This is a genomic window from Vibrio sp. OPT41 (assembly GCF_015163595.1).
GTDB classification, from domain to species: Bacteria; Pseudomonadota; Gammaproteobacteria; order Enterobacterales; family Vibrionaceae; genus Vibrio; species Vibrio alginolyticus.
Window position 1 is genome coordinate 349,951 of sequence record NZ_JADDYH010000054.1, and the last position, 16,690, is coordinate 366,640.

At 47.7% G+C, this 16,690-nt stretch carries 14 protein-coding genes; 5 read left to right on the forward strand and 9 right to left on the reverse strand.

Annotation, left to right across the window (positions count from 1 at the left end):
- Positions 1-24: 24 nt before the first annotated feature.
- Complete coding sequence (locus IQP38_RS20340) at positions 25-1,389, reverse strand: cytochrome ubiquinol oxidase subunit I (RefSeq protein WP_193837959.1); 1,365 nt, start codon at positions 1,387-1,389, stop codon at positions 25-27.
- 154 nt (positions 1,390-1,543) lie between these two features.
- Here IQP38_RS20340 and IQP38_RS20345 point away from each other — a divergent pair, with 154 nt between their 5' ends.
- Complete coding sequence (locus tag IQP38_RS20345) at positions 1,544-2,959, forward strand: PLP-dependent aminotransferase family protein (protein WP_193837960.1); 1,416 nt, start codon at positions 1,544-1,546, stop codon at positions 2,957-2,959.
- Positions 2,960-2,968: 9 nt separating this feature from the next.
- Here the strand turns inward: IQP38_RS20345 and IQP38_RS20350 are convergent, their stop codons facing one another.
- The gene (locus IQP38_RS20350; RefSeq protein WP_193837961.1) at positions 2,969-3,517 is read right to left on the reverse strand and encodes a sugar O-acetyltransferase; all 549 of its coding nucleotides are present in this window, start codon (positions 3,515-3,517) and stop codon (positions 2,969-2,971) included.
- A 337-nt stretch (positions 3,518-3,854) separates the two neighbouring features.
- Between IQP38_RS20350 and IQP38_RS20355 the strand changes: the two genes are divergently transcribed.
- The gene (locus IQP38_RS20355) at positions 3,855-4,721 is read left to right on the forward strand and encodes a mechanosensitive ion channel family protein (protein ID WP_005373258.1); all 867 of its coding nucleotides are present in this window, start codon (positions 3,855-3,857) and stop codon (positions 4,719-4,721) included.
- A gap of 98 nt (positions 4,722-4,819) precedes the next feature.
- Here the strand turns inward: IQP38_RS20355 and IQP38_RS20360 are convergent, their stop codons facing one another.
- The 7 genes from IQP38_RS20360 to IQP38_RS20390 form a co-directional block, all read right to left on the reverse strand.
- Positions 4,820-5,140 carry a DUF1840 domain-containing protein gene (locus IQP38_RS20360; RefSeq protein WP_005373256.1) on the reverse strand — a complete coding sequence of 107 codons (321 nt, stop codon included), beginning with the start codon at positions 5,138-5,140 and terminating at the stop codon, positions 4,820-4,822.
- A 173-nt stretch (positions 5,141-5,313) separates the two neighbouring features.
- A complete protein-coding gene (locus tag IQP38_RS20365; protein WP_171343162.1) occupies positions 5,314-6,216 on the reverse strand; it encodes a hydroxymethylglutaryl-CoA lyase in 903 nt (300 codons plus the stop codon).
- Positions 6,197-8,245 carry an acetyl/propionyl/methylcrotonyl-CoA carboxylase subunit alpha gene (locus tag IQP38_RS20370; RefSeq protein WP_171343163.1) on the reverse strand — a complete coding sequence of 683 codons (2,049 nt, stop codon included), beginning with the start codon at positions 8,243-8,245 and terminating at the stop codon, positions 6,197-6,199. The genes IQP38_RS20365 and IQP38_RS20370 overlap by 20 nt, the downstream gene beginning before the upstream one ends.
- Positions 8,238-9,020 carry an enoyl-CoA hydratase-related protein gene (locus tag IQP38_RS20375; protein ID WP_169628738.1) on the reverse strand — a complete coding sequence of 261 codons (783 nt, stop codon included), beginning with the start codon at positions 9,018-9,020 and terminating at the stop codon, positions 8,238-8,240. Before IQP38_RS20375 ends, IQP38_RS20370 begins: the two co-directional genes overlap by 8 nt.
- A gap of 105 nt (positions 9,021-9,125) precedes the next feature.
- A complete protein-coding gene (locus IQP38_RS20380; protein WP_171343164.1) occupies positions 9,126-10,733 on the reverse strand; it encodes a carboxyl transferase domain-containing protein in 1,608 nt (535 codons plus the stop codon).
- A gap of 114 nt (positions 10,734-10,847) precedes the next feature.
- Positions 10,848-12,017 carry an isovaleryl-CoA dehydrogenase gene (locus IQP38_RS20385; RefSeq protein WP_005373245.1) on the reverse strand — a complete coding sequence of 390 codons (1,170 nt, stop codon included), beginning with the start codon at positions 12,015-12,017 and terminating at the stop codon, positions 10,848-10,850.
- 45 nt (positions 12,018-12,062) lie between these two features.
- Positions 12,063-12,449 (reverse strand): MerR family transcriptional regulator, encoded by a 387-nt coding sequence (locus tag IQP38_RS20390; protein WP_005373242.1) that lies wholly within the window; start codon positions 12,447-12,449, stop codon positions 12,063-12,065.
- Positions 12,450-12,658: 209 nt separating this feature from the next.
- On the opposite strand from IQP38_RS20390, the gene IQP38_RS20395 reads away from it, so the two are divergent.
- From IQP38_RS20395 to IQP38_RS20405, 3 genes are all read left to right on the forward strand, one after another.
- On the forward strand, positions 12,659-13,837 hold the full coding sequence (locus IQP38_RS20395) for a thiolase family protein (RefSeq protein ID WP_025767891.1): 1,179 nt from the start codon (positions 12,659-12,661) through the stop codon (positions 13,835-13,837).
- Between the two features lie 70 nt (positions 13,838-13,907).
- Positions 13,908-15,401 carry a CoA-acylating methylmalonate-semialdehyde dehydrogenase gene (locus tag IQP38_RS20400; RefSeq protein ID WP_047101355.1) on the forward strand — a complete coding sequence of 498 codons (1,494 nt, stop codon included), beginning with the start codon at positions 13,908-13,910 and terminating at the stop codon, positions 15,399-15,401.
- Positions 15,402-15,494: 93 nt separating this feature from the next.
- The gene (locus IQP38_RS20405; RefSeq protein ID WP_005373226.1) at positions 15,495-16,649 is read left to right on the forward strand and encodes an acyl-CoA dehydrogenase family protein; all 1,155 of its coding nucleotides are present in this window, start codon (positions 15,495-15,497) and stop codon (positions 16,647-16,649) included.
- Positions 16,650-16,690 lie beyond the last annotated feature (41 nt).

Consider the following 16,690-nt stretch of genomic DNA (forward strand, 5'->3'; position numbering starts at 1 on the left):
TCTACCTTAACTTTGTGACAAATTCTAGATGCGGCCTGAAACGGTCGTCATGTCGTGCTCATCGTGCTCGATTGCATCGGGGCCTTTCTTGATTTGGTGGATCATGTAGTAATACCCAAAACCAAACACCAAGCTGTACACAACAAGGAAACACAGCAGGCTGATGCTCATTTGTAGGTCTCCGTGTGCAGAAACCGCATCACGCGTTTTTTGTACGCCATACACGACCCAAGGTTGCCGACCAACCTCTGTCGTAAACCAGCCAGCGAGTATTGCGATAAGACCAGATGGCCCCATAAACAATGAAAACTTGAGGAACCAACGCGAAGTATAAAGCGTGTTCTTTTTTCGTAACCATATGCTGTAGAAGCTTTGAAAAATCATCAGAAGTCCTAGCCCGACCATGATTCGAAATGACCAAAAGACGATAGGTGAGTTCGGTCGTTCCTCTTTCGGGAAGTCTTTCAGCGCCGGGATTGGCTCAGTTAAACTGTGGCGTAGGATCAAACTTCCTAAAACAGGAATTTCTAAGGCATAGTCTGTGCGTTCTTGTTCCATGTTTGGCATGCCGAACAATATCAATGGGGTTGGTTTGCCATCGCTGTTATCCCAATGTCCTTCGATGGCAGCGATTTTGGCGGGCTGGTGTTCCAGAGTGTTTAGCCCATGCACATCGCCAATCACGGCTTGGAGTGGCGCAAGGAACACTAAGATCCCGAGCGACATCGAAAACATGGTTTTTACCGAAGTCGATTGATTGCCTCTCAATAAATGCCAAGCGGCTGACGCGCCTACAAAGAGTGCTGAACTGACAAAAGCTGCGACGCTCATGTGCGCCAAACGATAAGGAAATGAAGGATTGAAAACGATAGCAAACCAGTCAGTTGGCACCACACGTCCGTCGACAATTTCATAGCCTTGTGGCGTTTGCATCCAACTGTTGGAGGCGAGAATCCAGAACGTCGAAATGATCGTGCCTAACGCCACCATCGAGGTTGCAAAAAAGTGCAGCTTTTCGCCGACGCGACGCCACCCAAACAGCATTACGCCAAGAAATCCGGCTTCGAGAAAGAAAGCCGTTAACACTTCATAAGTCAGTAATGGGCCAGTGATAGAACCAGCGAAGTCGGAGAAACCACTCCAGTTGGTGCCGAATTGATAGGCCATGACAAGACCAGATACAACACCCATTCCAAAGTTAACCGCAAAAATTTTCGACCAGAAGTGATAGAGCTTTTGGTAATCGGGATTGCGTGTTTTTAGCCATAAGCCTTCCAGCACGGCGAGATAGGTGGCCAAACCTATGGTGATAGCGGGGAAAATAATATGAAAGGATACCGTAAAGGCGAACTGTATCCGTGCAAGCATAAATGCGTCGAGGCCAAACATTAAACTTCCTTTGATCTTTTAAGTTTTATGAGAGAGCTATTTTAAGAGGAGCGGAATGAGGGAAGTAGGTACAGACAGTGACTATAAACCTATAACAGATTAAATATTGAAGTGTTATTATTTTGAATTCGGCTTTAGGGAAGGGGATTTGCGTTTGGCGAAGTATCAAGAGTTAGTGGAACAGCTTAAAAGGCAGATAAAATCGGGGATATGGCATCCGGGTGACAAGCTGCCTTCGCTGCGTCGCCAATCTGAACACTCGGGTTTGAGCTTGATGACGGTGTTGCACGCGTATCAAATTCTGGAATCTCAAGGCTGGGTAACGTCACAGCCGCGATCTGGTTATCGAGTCGCGCCCAATATTAAGAGCTCAAATGAACCCCAAGCGCCAGCCGCGGTTTCGTGGACAGAGCAGGTAGACATCAATGAGTTTATCTTTGATGTTCTGCAGGCGAGTAAAAATCCATCCATGATCAATTTTGGCTTTGCCTATCCAGACCCAAGTTTGTACCCACGCTATCACGTGAATCGGGCGATGAGCGCAGCCGCTCGCAATATGCCGATTTCCACCACCTTTGATAACTTACCGCCGGGAAACGAACAATTACGCACCATCATCGCGAAGCGTTATGCTGCGAAAGGCATTGAAATTTCACCCGATGAAATTGTCATTACGGCAGGCGCGCTGGAGGCGTTAACGCTCAGTTTGCAAGCTTGTACAAGACCGGGAGATTGGGTGGTTGTGGAGTCGCCTGCCTTCTATGGCGCATTGCAATCCTTAGAGCGGTTAGGTTTGAAAGCGCTCTCAGTAAGAACAGACCCAGTCACGGGTATTGACCTAGACTCATTGGAACGAGCGCTGCAAACACACGATGTGAAAGCGTGCTGGCTTATGTCGAACTTCCAGAATCCTCTGGGTTTTACGCTCTCCAACGAGAAAAAACAAAAGCTGATTGAACTGACACAGCGATATAACGTGCCAGTAATTGAAGATGATGTGTACAGCGAACTGCATGCAGGGAATGACTCGGTTTATCCACTAAGAATGTTTGATGACACGGGCAATACCATGTTGTGCTCCTCGTTTTCAAAATCATTAATCGCAGGGCTACGTATTGGTTGGGTTGCGGCGGGAAAGCGGGCGCTAGAGGTACAAAAGTTACAGTTAATGAGTACATTAGCGACGAGTGCACCAGTGCAAATGACATTGGTGCACTATTTAACAAGCCGCAATTATGAATCGCATTTGAAGCAGTTACGGAAAAAGCTGTTTGAACGTAAAAGTAAGATGACGGATCTGCTTAATGAGCTGTTACCTGAAGAAGTCAACGTGTTAAGCCAAAGCGGCGGGTACTTTATTTGGTTAGAGCTTCCCAAGCATATCGACGGCTTGCAGATATATCGAGAAGCGCTAAAAGGTAATATCAGCATCGCACCGGGAAAGATGTTCAGCCTGACAGAACAATACGATCACTGTATTCGTCTTAACGCTTCTTTTGAGCTCAATGACAAATACGTTCATGCTCTCAATCTGCTTGCCAACATTATTCGCGATCATTTGGCGAAATAGCGACTTTCTTCAGTTTTTTGGTTTAATGGAGCGCGCCGGATTTCCAACGACTCGATCGCCCGGCGCAACGTCTTTGGTTATGACAGAGCCAGCGCCGACGACGGCCTCATCGCCAATGGTCACGCCTGGCAGTATGATTGCGCCCCCACCAATCCAAACGTTATTGCCAATTTTTACCGGTTTGGCGATCTCATCTCCGGCTAAGCGTCTTTGCGTATCGAGTGAATGAGCGGCTGTGTAAATTTGCACTCTAGGCCCAATCATGACGTTCGCGCCAACCTCAACCTGTCCATTGTCCAGAATAATGGCATCCCAGTTGATGTAGGTGTTTTCTCCGATGGACAAGTGACAACCGTAGGTAAGTTGTAGCGGTGGCTCTATACAGGCGCTATTTTTTAATTGGACGCCCATTTCCGCCAATAGTTGTCTACGGATATCTGGGTTTGGTTCGTGGTTAAACTGGAAGACAAGCTGCGCAGTTTTGGCGCGCATTAGCTTTAGTTCTTCATCCAGACAATTATAGGTTTCTCCAGAGCGCATCCGAGTCAGTTCTGACATAACAATCATTCCATCAATATAAATTGCAATAAGGTGCATAATAATAAGTGAGAGTGATTCGAAGTGAAAATTTGACGCTTAAAAATCAGAAAGTTATCACTGATTTGCCTTGCGTATCCAGTTGGTTGATTGGCTCGTTTAGTTCACAAAGACGTGCTCCCTAAATGGCTTAATCGGTTGAAGCCAAAGTGGGAAACCACTCGAAGCGTTTTACGTAGATTACAATATAGTTAATAAGAAGAACTTAGTTGAGCCGCTTGCGCTATCGATTGGGCTAAAATTATAAGACTTATGCGCTCTGGCTTGCTGGCAACGATGAATCAAGAGTGAGCACTTTATGTTCGAACGGGTCATTTCATTTTTAGAAACAACACTGTTTACCTTTAACGAACAACCTATCACGTTGTGGGCGATATTGATGGTGCCGACATGGGTCATTGTCGCTTTATGGTTATCCAAAATTTTGATCAAAACCGTTACGTCAAGAATGTCTTCATCGGGGAAAGACCCAAACGTGATTCATTTGGTTAAACGGATATTATTTGTCATCGCTCTCGCCATTATTTTTATGACCACACTTTCGATGATAAATGTGCCAATTACCGCGTTTGCCTTTCTGTCTGGTGCCATCGCTATCGGCTTCGGTTTTGGTGCGCAAAACATCATTAACAACTTCATAAGTGGCTGGATTTTGATTGGTGAAAAGCCAATCCGAATTGGGGACTTTTTAGAGGTTGAGGGCGCCAAAGGCACTGTCGAGCAAATAAATACACGCTCAACGAGAATCAGACGAACCGATGGTGTTCATATGCTCATACCCAACAGTCAGTTGATTGAGAACGTGGTGATCAACTGGACGTTATGCGACAGATTAGTTCGTGGCTCGGTCGTCGTCGGTGTCGCGTATGGGAGCGATGTCAAACAGGTTGCAGCCTTAATGGCGGAAGTGACTTCGCAGCAAGCGCAAGTTCTGAGTTCGCCAGCGCCAGATGTGTTTTTTCAAGACTTTGGTGACAATGCTTTGATCTTCGAATCTTATTTTTGGATTAACTCAACGGTTGAGGGCGGTATTCGCTCGGTCGCAAGTGCCATGCGTTTTGAAATCTACGAAGCTTTCGAAAAGCACGGCATTGAAATCGCGTTTCCACAACGAGATGTGCACATTGATGGGCAAATCAAGTTGTCTAGGGAGAGAAACGGATAGGGCGATAAGCGGTATTGGTGTTCTTATCTTGGTGTCGAGTAACCATAGCGAGGCGGTCACAACACGGATTCACCTCGCTAGAAACCAGTTTGAAGGCGTTATTGGTTGTCCCACATGACTTCGCATTCTTCTTTGATTGCTGATTTTAGCAACTCAATCAGTGGAAACGCTCTGCGTCCTAGGCTTACCGCGGGCTCTGCTTGTTCTTCCTCTTCGTCTACATCAGTAGGGAGGTTTTCTTCAGCTGCATTTTTCGCAGATAGAGCAGAAGTTAATCTTGATAGCGCGTCAGGAACATCTTGAGCGGAAATTGATCCCGGCACCGTGCCGCTGTGACCCATCATTTTGAGCATATCTAATGCAATATCACCAAACATTGTGACGTTTGAGTGGCTTCGACAACGAAATGTTATGAGCATTTACCTGATCCTGTTTTATATGTTCGCTTTGAAACTAAATTGTAGCTGAAATCAGACACTAATTAATGTGATGAAGACCGTTGAGCGTTAAGGTTTTTATGAGTAACAATAAAAAACGGGCACGTACGTCTGCATGCCCGATGAAATACATTACCTGATTGGTTGTTGATGATTTACAAGCTATACGGATCGCCCAGAGCTAATGCGACCCTAGAAGCAGGAGACTTTCCTAACGCACGGCAAATTTGCCAACCCGCTTCATTGATGACGCCAAGGTCAACGCCTGTTTCAATCCCAAGTTGCTCACACAGATAAAGTACATCTTCCGTTGCAACATTGCCACTGGCTCCTTTCGCGTAAGGGCAGCCGCCGAGCCCCGCTACTGCGCTATCAATGGTGTTGATGCCCATTAACAAGGCTTGGTAGATATTGGCTAATGCTTGTCCATAAGTGTCATGAAAATGTACTGCGAGCGCGTCTTTTGGTAGTAGCGTTAACAACGAATCCAGCATGGCGACAACGCGATTAGGCGTTGCTTTACCGACAGTATCACCGAGCGAAATCTCATAACATCCCATATCAAACAACGTATTGGCGACCTTGGTAGTTTGCTCTGGCTTGATTACTCCCTCATATGGACACACCATGGTACAAGACAAGTACCCGCGTACAGGAATGTTGTGCTGGTTCGCCAATTCGATAACGGGTTCAAATCGAGCGAGACTTTCGGTAATGCTGCAGTTGATGTTCTTCTGGCTGAACGTTTCTGAAGCGGAGCCAAACACCGCAATTCGCTTTACACCGCTTTCCAGCGCACGTTCTAACCCTGCGAGATTTGGTGTGAGCGCGCTATAAACCACGTCAGGCTTTTTTGAGATACCAGCAAACACCTGATCGGAATCGGCCATTTGAGGCACCCACCTTGGAGAGACGAAAGATCCCGCCTCAATATGCTTTAAGCCACTGCTGCTTAGTTGGTTAATCAAACGGATTTTATCAACCAGCGTCACTGCCGTTTCATTTTGCAGACCATCACGAGCGCCGACTTCGACGATATTAACCTTCGCTGGTAGCATATTCGCGCTCCTTATCTTCACTGACGTTATCCGATATCAAAGACAAATTCAGCAGTATGGAACCGTGCTGTACTTGGTCCCCGTGCTGATAAAACAATTCGTCGACTGTTGCTGCGACCGGAGCCGTGATGGTGTATTCCATTTTCATTGCTTCGAGTACCAAAAGCGGATCGCCCGCCGCCACTTCGTCACCTTTAGCCACCATAACTGCTGAAATTATGCCGTTGAGTGGTGCGGTTGGACTTAGTTCATCATCTACATCTTTTGCAGAGTCAAAGTTAGGTTGATGAGCGAACGTGCGCTGCTGACCAAGATAAAATAGTGTTGTTCTTTGTTCATCGCTAAGTGCATTAAAGGTGTAACGCACATTATCAATATCGACGATAATCTGGTTGTCACTTTCAAGCAGGATGACCTGATGCAGCTCCTCACCACATCGGACAGTGAAGTGAGATCCTGTATCTTGCGATGATTGTTGCAAACGTACCTGATGGTTGGCATTGGCATCCGTGAAGTTAAATCGGTAAACGTTGTCAACTGACAGTCTAAAACCTCGTCTGGTTGGCGCGGGTAACGTTGAGCTGTCTGATTTTGAAATGAGATCATTCCGGTGAGCAACCGCCGCCAATGTAAGCCAGATTGAATCCGACACGTCTTGCTGCTCATTTATGCCTTGTTGATGTGTTACGAGGAAACCTGTATCGAGCTCAATCTCGGCAAAGGCTGGCTGCGAAATAATACTGTGCAGATAACCAATGTTTGTCGTTACTCCACGTACGTGATATTGAGTTAACGCCTGCTTAAGCTGCTTTAGTGCGATATCACGAGTTTGCCCCCAGACGATCAGTTTGCTGATCATTGGATCGTAATATTCGCTGATGCTATCGCCTTGGGTAACACCACTATCAACGCGTACGCGCGCTAGGCGCACATTACTGTCTGATACGGGTTCTTTTAAGTAGTCAATGCGGCCAGTCGACGGCATAAAGTCATTGTCTGTATCTTCTGCGTAAATTCGCAGCTCAATTGAATGGCCGTCGTGGGTGATTTCAGATTGCGAAATAGGTAAATGCTCGCCAGCTGCGACTTTGAATTGCCACTCCACCAAATCAACGCCGGTGATCAATTCAGTGACAGGGTGCTCAACTTGCAGACGGGTGTTCATCTCCATGAAGTAGAATTGACCTCGGCTATCGAGTAAGAACTCCACCGTGCCAGCGCCAACATAGTCGATCGCTTGAGCGGCCTGAACCGCAGCTTCACCCATTTGTTTACGCAGTTCATCACTAAGACCGGGAGCTGGTGCTTCTTCGACTACTTTTTGGTGACGGCGTTGAATGGAGCAATCGCGATCAGAAAGATAGACACAGTTGCCATGTTGGTCAGCAAATACCTGAACTTCAACGTGGCGAGGCTGCAATATACATTTTTCGATTAGAAGCTGCTTATCGCCAAAGCTTGAAAGTGCTTCACGCTGCGCACCGTCGATGGCCAGAGGCATTTCGGCTGCGCTATTGACCACTCGCATGCCTTTACCGCCGCCACCTTGTGTTGCTTTAAGCATCACTGGGTAACCGATTTTTTCCGCTTCCGCTAATAAGTGCTCTACGCTGTTGTCTGTGCCGTGATAGCCGGGAACCAAGGGCACGTTCGCCTCAGACATGATGGCTTTGGCTTGCGACTTCGAACCCATTGCTTCAATTGCGCTGGTGGAAGGGCCAATAAAAACAATGCCATTTTCGCTGCACGCTTTCGCCAGTTTCGGGTTCTCGGAAAGAAAACCATACCCAGGGTGGATAGCATCGGCTTGCCATTTTTTCGCAGCGCCGATAATCGCATCGATATCGAGATACGATTCACTCGCCGGAGCGGGGCCAATGAATTCAGCGAAATCCGCTTGTTTAACATGTAAGCTGCTGCGATCCGCTTCGGAATAGACGGCAACCGTCTCGATAGCCATGCTTTTTGCGGTTTTAATGATTCGGCAGGCAATTTCACCGCGGTTTGCGATCAGTATTCTTTTAAACATGATTCCTCCAATTGGCGGCGCGCTTTTCAAAAAATGCACTCAGTCCTTCTTGTCCTTCTGCGGACACGCGGGCGGTTGCAATAGCTTGGCTGGTGTATTCAATTAATGAATGCTCGATAGGTTGATTGTCACAACGTAAGCAGAGCGTTTTTGCTGCCTGCATGGCTTGTGGACCGTTGTTGAGCAGGTGATCAATGGTGCGATTGACGGCTTCACGTGGTTGAGCGTCTATCTGATGAAGAATACTCATCGATAGCGCGGTTTCGGCATCAATCAGTTCCGCGGTTAAAAAGTAGCGTCGGCTCTGTCTTTGTCCAATCGCTCGGATTACGTAAGGTCCGATGGTGGCGGGTAACAAACCGAGCTTCACTTCACTCAAACAGAAGCGACTTTCAGGTGTACCGATAGCGATATCGCAACAGCAGATAAGCCCAAGTGCGCCGCCAAATGCAGCGCCATGCACCATAGCAATAGTCGGTGTGCTAAAGGTATCCAGCGTATGCAAAAGTTTTGCTAGTTGCTGTGCATCTTGCAGGTTTTCACCCTCGGTTTTGGTTGCCATTGACTGCATCCAGCCAAGATCCGCACCCGCAGAAAAGTGTTTACCTTGGGCCGTTAGTACCAATGCACGTAGAGAGTCGTCTCTATCAAGTTTTTCCAAGATTTCGATAAGTGAAGCAATTAATTCATCATTAAACGCGTTATGTTTCTCTGGTCGATTGAGGCTCAACCAAGCAACGCCATTGTTGTCTTTTTCGAGCAGTAGTCCGGTCATGTGACTTCCTTTGTCTGACATTTCAGTCTGTATTCCAATACTCGCTAACCGTTACTTGTATAAACATCGGTATTCGCGAGGAGTTAAGGCTTGCCTTGCATCCGACTACATGCGGAAGATGCCAAATTTACTGTCTGATATTGGCGCATTAAGCGCAGCAGACAGAGCAATGCCGACAACATCACGGGTTTTGGCGGGATCAATAATGCCGTCGTCCCACAAACGAGCACTGGCGTAGTATGCATGGCTTTGAGTCTGATATTGCTCCGCAATTGGACGTTTGAACGCTTCTTCTTCCTCTACGCTCCAGCTTTCACCTTTGCGAGTTTTGATATCGCGGGTCACTTGCGCCATCACGCCAGCCGCTTGCTCTCCACCCATGACGGAGATGCGCGCGTTTGGCCACATCCACATCATGGTTGGATCATAAGCGCGGCCACACATGCCGTAGTTCCCTGCGCCATACGATCCACCAATAACCACGGTAAACTTCGGCACGTCTGCACACGCAACAGCAGTTACCATTTTCGCACCATGTTTGGCGATGCCTTCGGCTTCGTACTTCTGACCGACCATAAAGCCCGTTATATTCTGCAAGAAAAGCAGAGGAATTTTGCGTTGTGCGCACAGCTCAATAAAATGCGCGCCTTTTTGTGCTGATTCTGAAAATAGAATGCCGTTGTTAGCGACAATGCCAATCGGCATACCGTGAATATGGGCAAAGCCACAGACCAAGGTTTCGCCGAACAGGGCTTTAAATTCATCGAACTGGGAATCATCAACAATTCGGGCAATGACCTCTTTAACATCAAACGGCTTTTTGAGATCGGTTCCGACGATGCCGTACAGCTCTTGGGCAGGAAAACGTGGTTCCTGTGGTGCTTTTTGCTTGAGTTGAACGGGTTTCAAGTGGTTAATTTGAGAAACGGCTTGTCTTGCCAACTCTAACGCGTGGTGATCATTTTCTGCGTAATAGTCCGCCACACCAGAGGTGCGACAATGAACGTCTGCGCCTCCAAGATCTTCCGCGCTGACTTCTTCACCTGTCGCTGCTTTTACAAGAGGTGGACCTGCCAAAAAAATCGTGCCTTGTTCTTTGACTATGATGGATACGTCGCACATGGCAGGAACATAAGCGCCGCCAGCGGTACATAGCCCCATGACCACCGCAATTTGTGGAATGCCTTTGGCCGACATACGGGCTTGGTTGTAGAAAATACGGCCAAAATGGTCTTTATCTGGGAATACCTCATCTTGGCGGGGTAGGTTAGCGCCGCCAGAGTCGACTAAGTAAACACATGGCAGTTGGCATTTTTCTGCAATTTCTTGTGCTCTTAAGTGCTTTTTCACGGTGAGTGGGTAGTAACTGCCGCCTTTTACCGTCACGTCGTTCGCGACGATCATGCACTCGGTGTCATCAATCACACCAACACCCGCTACTACGCCCGCGCATGGAACGTAATCTGGATACACATCCCAGCCAGCAAACTGACCGATTTCTAGAAAGGATGAACCAGGGTCGAGTAGGGCAAGAATGCGCTCACGAACCGGAAGTTTACCTTTCTTCTGCTGATGGTCGCGGGCTTTCTCACCGCCGCCATCTTCGATTTGCGCAGTCACGGTATAAAGTTGATCTACAAGCGACGCCATAGAGCGGTAGTTTTCCTGATACTGCTCGGAATGGGTATTAATATTGGTCGTCAAACAAGCCATAAATAGCCGATCTCCATTCGGTAGACGGGTGTCACTACCCGTCTTTATTTAGGTTGAATAAGATTTAGATTGAATAAGGAAGTTGTTTCGAGTTAGAACGCCTAGGTATGACTATTAAGCGCTTTCGTTAAACAATTCGCGACCAATAAGCATGCGGCGAATTTCTGAAGTGCCCGCACCGATTTCATACAGCTTGGCATCTCGCAACAAACGGCCCGTATCAAACTCGTTGATGTAGCCGTTACCGCCAAGTAGTTGAATCGCATCCAGTGCCATCTTGGTTGCCAGCTCTGCGCTGTAGAGGATCGCGCCAGCAGAATCTTTACGGGTGGTTTCACCCCGATCACAAGCGGCAGCGACGGCGTAAACATACGCTTTAGCGGCATTCATTTGTGTGTACATATCCGCAATTTTTGCTTGAACTAGCTGGAATTCACCGATGGATTTACCGAACTGTTTACGGTCGTGAATGTAAGGCACAACGATATCCATACACGCCTGCATGATGCCAAGTGGGCCGCCTGCAAGCACCACACGTTCGTAGTCGAGGCCGCTCATCAATACTTTCACGCCTTGGTTTTCTTCGCCGAGAATATTTTCCGCAGGGACTTCGCAGTTTTGGAAGACCAGCTCACACGTATTCGAGCCGCGCATACCCAACTTGTCGAGTTTTTGTGCTTGAGTAAATCCAGGGAATCCGCGTTCCACAATAAATGCCGTGATGCCTTTGGAGTGCTGGCTTGGGTCGGTTTTTGCGTAGACAACATAGGTGTGTGCATCAGGGCCGTTGGTGATCCACATTTTGTTGCCATTTAATAGGAAAATATCGCCTTTACGTTCGGCTTTAAGCTGCATAGAGACCACATCAGAGCCGGCGCCGGGTTCACTCATAGCAAGGGCGCCGATATGTTCACCGGAGATGAGCTTAGGTAGGTATTTCTCTTTTTGCGCTTGTGTGCCGTTACGGTGGATTTGGTTGACGCAAAGGTTGGAGTGAGCGCCGTAACTTAACGCAACCGAAGCGGATGCTCGGCTGATTTCTTCCATAGCGATAACGTGGGCGAGATAGCCCATGCCTGCACCACCAAACTCTTCGCTGGTGGTCACACCTAAAAGACCCATGTCACCTAATTTGGACCAAAGATGGTTTGGAAAGTCGTTAGTTTGGTCGATAGATTGCGCTAGCGGCGCAATTTCTCTTGCAGCAAAACTATTGATTTGCTCGCGAAGCAAATCGGTATTTTCGTCATAAACAAAGTTCAGGGAAGAGTAGGTAGATTTCATTGCGTGTCCTTGCCTTTACGTCACCTACATCCCAGAGTTGAGGTGTTAGGTGACTTTTTCGCCTTTCATGGATCTCAGTGTGTTTTGGCATCGCAACTGCGCAGCATTTAACTCCATCATTACCGCTTGAATGTCGTTTGCTTGCTGTTGCAATGCTGCCTTCTTCTCTTCGATCAACCGAATCATATAGTTCAACTGCTCAGTACTTTGATCGGTATCGTAGAGTTCAAATAACTCTTTGATATCTGCAAGAGAAAAGCCCAATCGCTTACCTCGCAAAATCAGTTTTAGTCGAATTCGATCACGACCATTGTAGATTCGAGTGTTGCCTTTACGTTCTGGAGTTAGGAGACCTAAATCTTCGTAGAAGCGAATGCTTCGAGTAGTAATGTCGAACTCTTTCGCGAGCTCGCTGATCTTAAATGTGTTCATTCCTTAACCTTACGACTTTCGTATAACATTTACATGAATATACAATTCGTTAACGTTAAAGTAAACAAACAACATCCACTCTTGAGCCTTGATATCACTCGCATTTACTCGAAATCAAAGAATCACTCGAACAAACAATAACCTCAAACTTGACGTTAACGTAAATGTTAGTATAGTTATGACGTAAACGTCAACAAAAGGTTAATGGAATGAAAAATGAAACATGGATTGTTGCCGCTAAGCGAACGCCTATCGGCTCTTTTCAAGGTGCATTAGCTTCAACAGATGTCACGGAACTCGGTGCGAAAGCCATTCAAGGGGCGCTAGCCGAAAGCCAACTCGATGTGCACAAAATAGACGAAGTGTTGATGGGGTGCGTTTTACCCGCCGGTGTGGGGCAAGCGCCTGCAAGACAAGCAAGCCTTAAAGCTGAAATGCCACAATCGATTGGTTGTACGACACTGAACAAAGTTTGTGGATCGGGTATGAAAACCGTGATGCTGGCATATGACCTTATTCAATCTGGTAATGCGCATGCTGTCATCGCTGGTGGCATGGAAAACATGTCGTCTTCTCCTTATCTATTAAAGAAAGCGCGTGATGGTTTCCGTTTAGGTCACGAGCAAGTGCTTGATCACATGTTTTATGACGGGTTGCAGGATGCCTACCAAGGCGAGCTGATGGGTGTCTTTGCAGAACAGACGGCGCAAAAGTATCAGTTCAGCCGTGAAAGTATGGATGCCTGGGCGCAACAGTCGTTGACTCGTGCGCAGCAAGCAATCGAACAAGGTTTGTTCAAAGAAGAGATCGTGCCTGTTAACGTAAAAAGTCGACGCGGCGAAACCTTGGTTGTAGATGATGAGCAACCGAGCAAACTCGACGTCACTAAAATTCCTACCTTACGCCCTGCGTTTGCCAAAGATGGCGGCGTAACCGCAGCAAACTCTAGTTCCATTTCGGATGGTGCGTCGGCAATGATCTTAGTCGATAGTGAGTTTGGTCGTCAGGAAAACCTTCAGCCTCTAGCCAAAATTGTCGCGTACAGCACGCATGCAAGACAGCCTGATGAGTTCACCATCGCACCAGTCTTCGCGATTGAATCGCTGCTGGAAAAAACGGGCTGGGACAAATCAGACGTGGACCTTTGGGAAATCAATGAAGCTTTTGCTGTCGTGACTCAATACGCGGTGAAAGCTCTCGAACTGGACGAGAGCAAAGTGAACCCTCGCGGAGGGGCTTGTGCGCTGGGGCATCCAATAGGCGCAAGTGGCAATCGAATCCTTGTCACTTTGATTCATGCGCTAAAACAAACTGGTGGTAAGCGTGGCGTTGCATCGCTTTGTATTGGCGGCGGCGAAGCTACCGCTATCGCGATTGAAATCTGCTAAATCACTCTCAACAAAGTTTCACTTACATAACAGTAGTTAGTAACAAGCTGAAAAATACAAGGATGTCATCATGACAGAACAAGTAAAGCAGTATATCGGTGGTGAATTTGCCATCTCCGATTCAAAACAATGGCTAGATGTAACCAACCCGGCAACCAACGAAGTGATTGCACAAGTACCTTGTGCCACGGAATCGGAAATGAATGCGGCGATTGCCAGCGCAACAGAAACGTTCAAACGCTGGAAAGAAGTTGCAGCGCCGGAGCGTGCTAGATTGATGTTGCGCTACCAACATTTGCTAAAAGAGCAACACGATGAGTTGGCGATACTGCTTTCAAGTGAGACAGGCAAAACCCTCGCGGATGCAAAGGGTGACATTTGGCGTGGGATTGAAGTCGTAGAACAAGCGGCGAACATTTGTAGCTCAATGATGGGCGAAACGGTTGAGAATGTCGCAACCAATATTGATGGTTACTCTTACATTCAACCGCTCGGTGTTTGTGCTGGCATCACACCGTTTAACTTCCCTGCGATGATCCCATTGTGGATGTTCCCGATGGCGATCGCTTGTGGCAACACCTTTATTTTGAAGCCGTCAGAGCAAGTGCCACTAACGGCAATGAAACTGGCGGAGCTGTTTGAACAAGCTGGCGCACCAAAAGGCGTATTGCAAGTTGTTCACGGGACCAAAGAGCAAGTCGACCGCATTCTGACTGATCCAGTTGTTCGTGCGATCTCTTTTGTTGGCTCTGTGCCCGTTGGTGAGTACATCTACAAAACAGGTACAGACAACCTGAAACGCGTGCAGTCATTTGCAGGTGCTAAGAACCACATGGTCATCATGCCGGATGCAAACAAACAGCAAGTCATCAATAACCTAGTTGGCGCGTCAGTTGGTGCTGCAGGCCAACGCTGTATGGCGATTTCGGTTGCCGTATTTGTCGGCGAAACCAAAGAATGGATTCCAGAGCTTAAAGAGGCGTTAGCTCAGGTTCAGCCTGGCGCGTGGGATGATGAAACCGCTGGTTATGGTCCGCTGATTAGCCCTCAAGCGAAGCAGCGAGTGGTGAATCTGATTAATGAAGGCAAAGCGTCAGGCGCGAATTGTGTTCTGGATGGAACAGACTGCCAAGTGCCTGGCTTCCCGAACGGTAACTGGGTGGGGCCAACACTGTTTACCAACGTGACCACAGACATGTCGATTTATCAGGAAGAAATTTTCGGGCCTGTGCTGTTAACTATGGAAGTGGATGACCTAGATGAAGCGATTAAACTGATCAATGCAAACCGCTTTGGTAATGGTACGTCTATTTTTACGGCGAACGGCGCTGCCGCGAGAAAGTATCAACACAATATCGAAGTAGGTAACGTAGGCATCAACGTGCCGATTCCGGTGCCATTGCCATTTTTCTCATTTACTGGGTGGAAAGGCAGCTTCTACGGCGACCTGCATGCTTACGGTAAACAAGCGGTTCGCTTCTACACCGAGACGAAAACTGTCACCGCGCGTTGGTTTGAAGATGACATTCCAAGCGGTCCAAACATGACCATTCAACTTAGCTAATTACTGGATTAGCGACACCTCTAGCCAAGCGCCACCGTTTAAGTGGGCTTGGCTCGGATACAAATGCAACGAATTAGACCTTAGGACTTCAAGATGGATTTTGAATTAAACGAAGATCAACTCGCGTTTGCCGAAGTAGCAAAGCAGTTTGCAGACCAAATGTTAGCGCCTCATGCGGCCGAGTGGGATGAAAACCATCATTTCCCTAAAGATGTACTGCGTCAAGCTGGTGAACTTGGTTTTCTGAGCATCTATACGCCGCCAGAGCATGGTGGCTTGGGGTTATCTCGTTTGGATGCGGCGATCATTTTCGAGCAGTTGGCTATGGGTTGTACCGCGACTACTGCGTTTATGACCATTCACAACATGGCGACGTGGATGATCACCAGCTTTGCCAAAGCCGAAGTGGCGCAGCAGTTTAGCGCGGATCTAATTTCGGGTGAAAAGCTCGCTTCCTACTGTTTAACCGAACCTAATGCAGGCTCTGACGCCGCTTCACTGACGACCAGTGCAGTGCGTGACGGCGATGAGTTTGTCCTGAATGGCGCAAAAGTGTTTATCTCTGGTGCGGGTGATACGGACGTTCTTGTCGTGATGGCGCGTTCGTGCGGCGAAGGAGCGGGTGGCGTTTCTGCATTCGTTGTTCCTGCTGATTGCGAAGGCATTAGCTACGGTAAAAAAGAAGCCAAAATGGGTTGGAACTGCCAGCCAACTCGCATGATTACCTTCGAAAATGTTCGTATTCCGGCTGACTATCTGTTGGGTGAAGAGGGAGAAGGCTTTAAGTTCGCCATGCTTGGCCTTGATGGTGGTCGAATCAATATCGCTACTTGTTCCGTCGGTACTGCGCAACAAGCACTGAACGAAGCCAAGCAATACATGAACGAACGCAAACAGTTCGGCCGTTCACTGGCGCAATTTCAAGCGTTGCAGTTCAAGCTTGCTGATATGGCGACTGAGCTGGTCGCTGCGCGTCAAATGGTGCGACTCGCTGCCGCTAAACTCGATGCCCAGCACGCAGAAAAAAGTGCGTACTGTGCCATGGCAAAACGCTTTGCTACTGATGTGGGCTTTAAAGTCTGCGATCAGGCGCTGCAAATTCACGGTGGCTATGGCTACATCAAAGAATATCCAGTCGAGCGCCATTTCCGAGACGTTCGTGTTCACCAAATCCTTGAAGGTACCAACGAAATCATGCGTCTGATCGTCGCAAGACGATTACTAACGGAAGGCGTTGAGCTGCTTTAGTCAGCGAGACACAGCCTTACCTAAAGAAATTAAAAAGGACT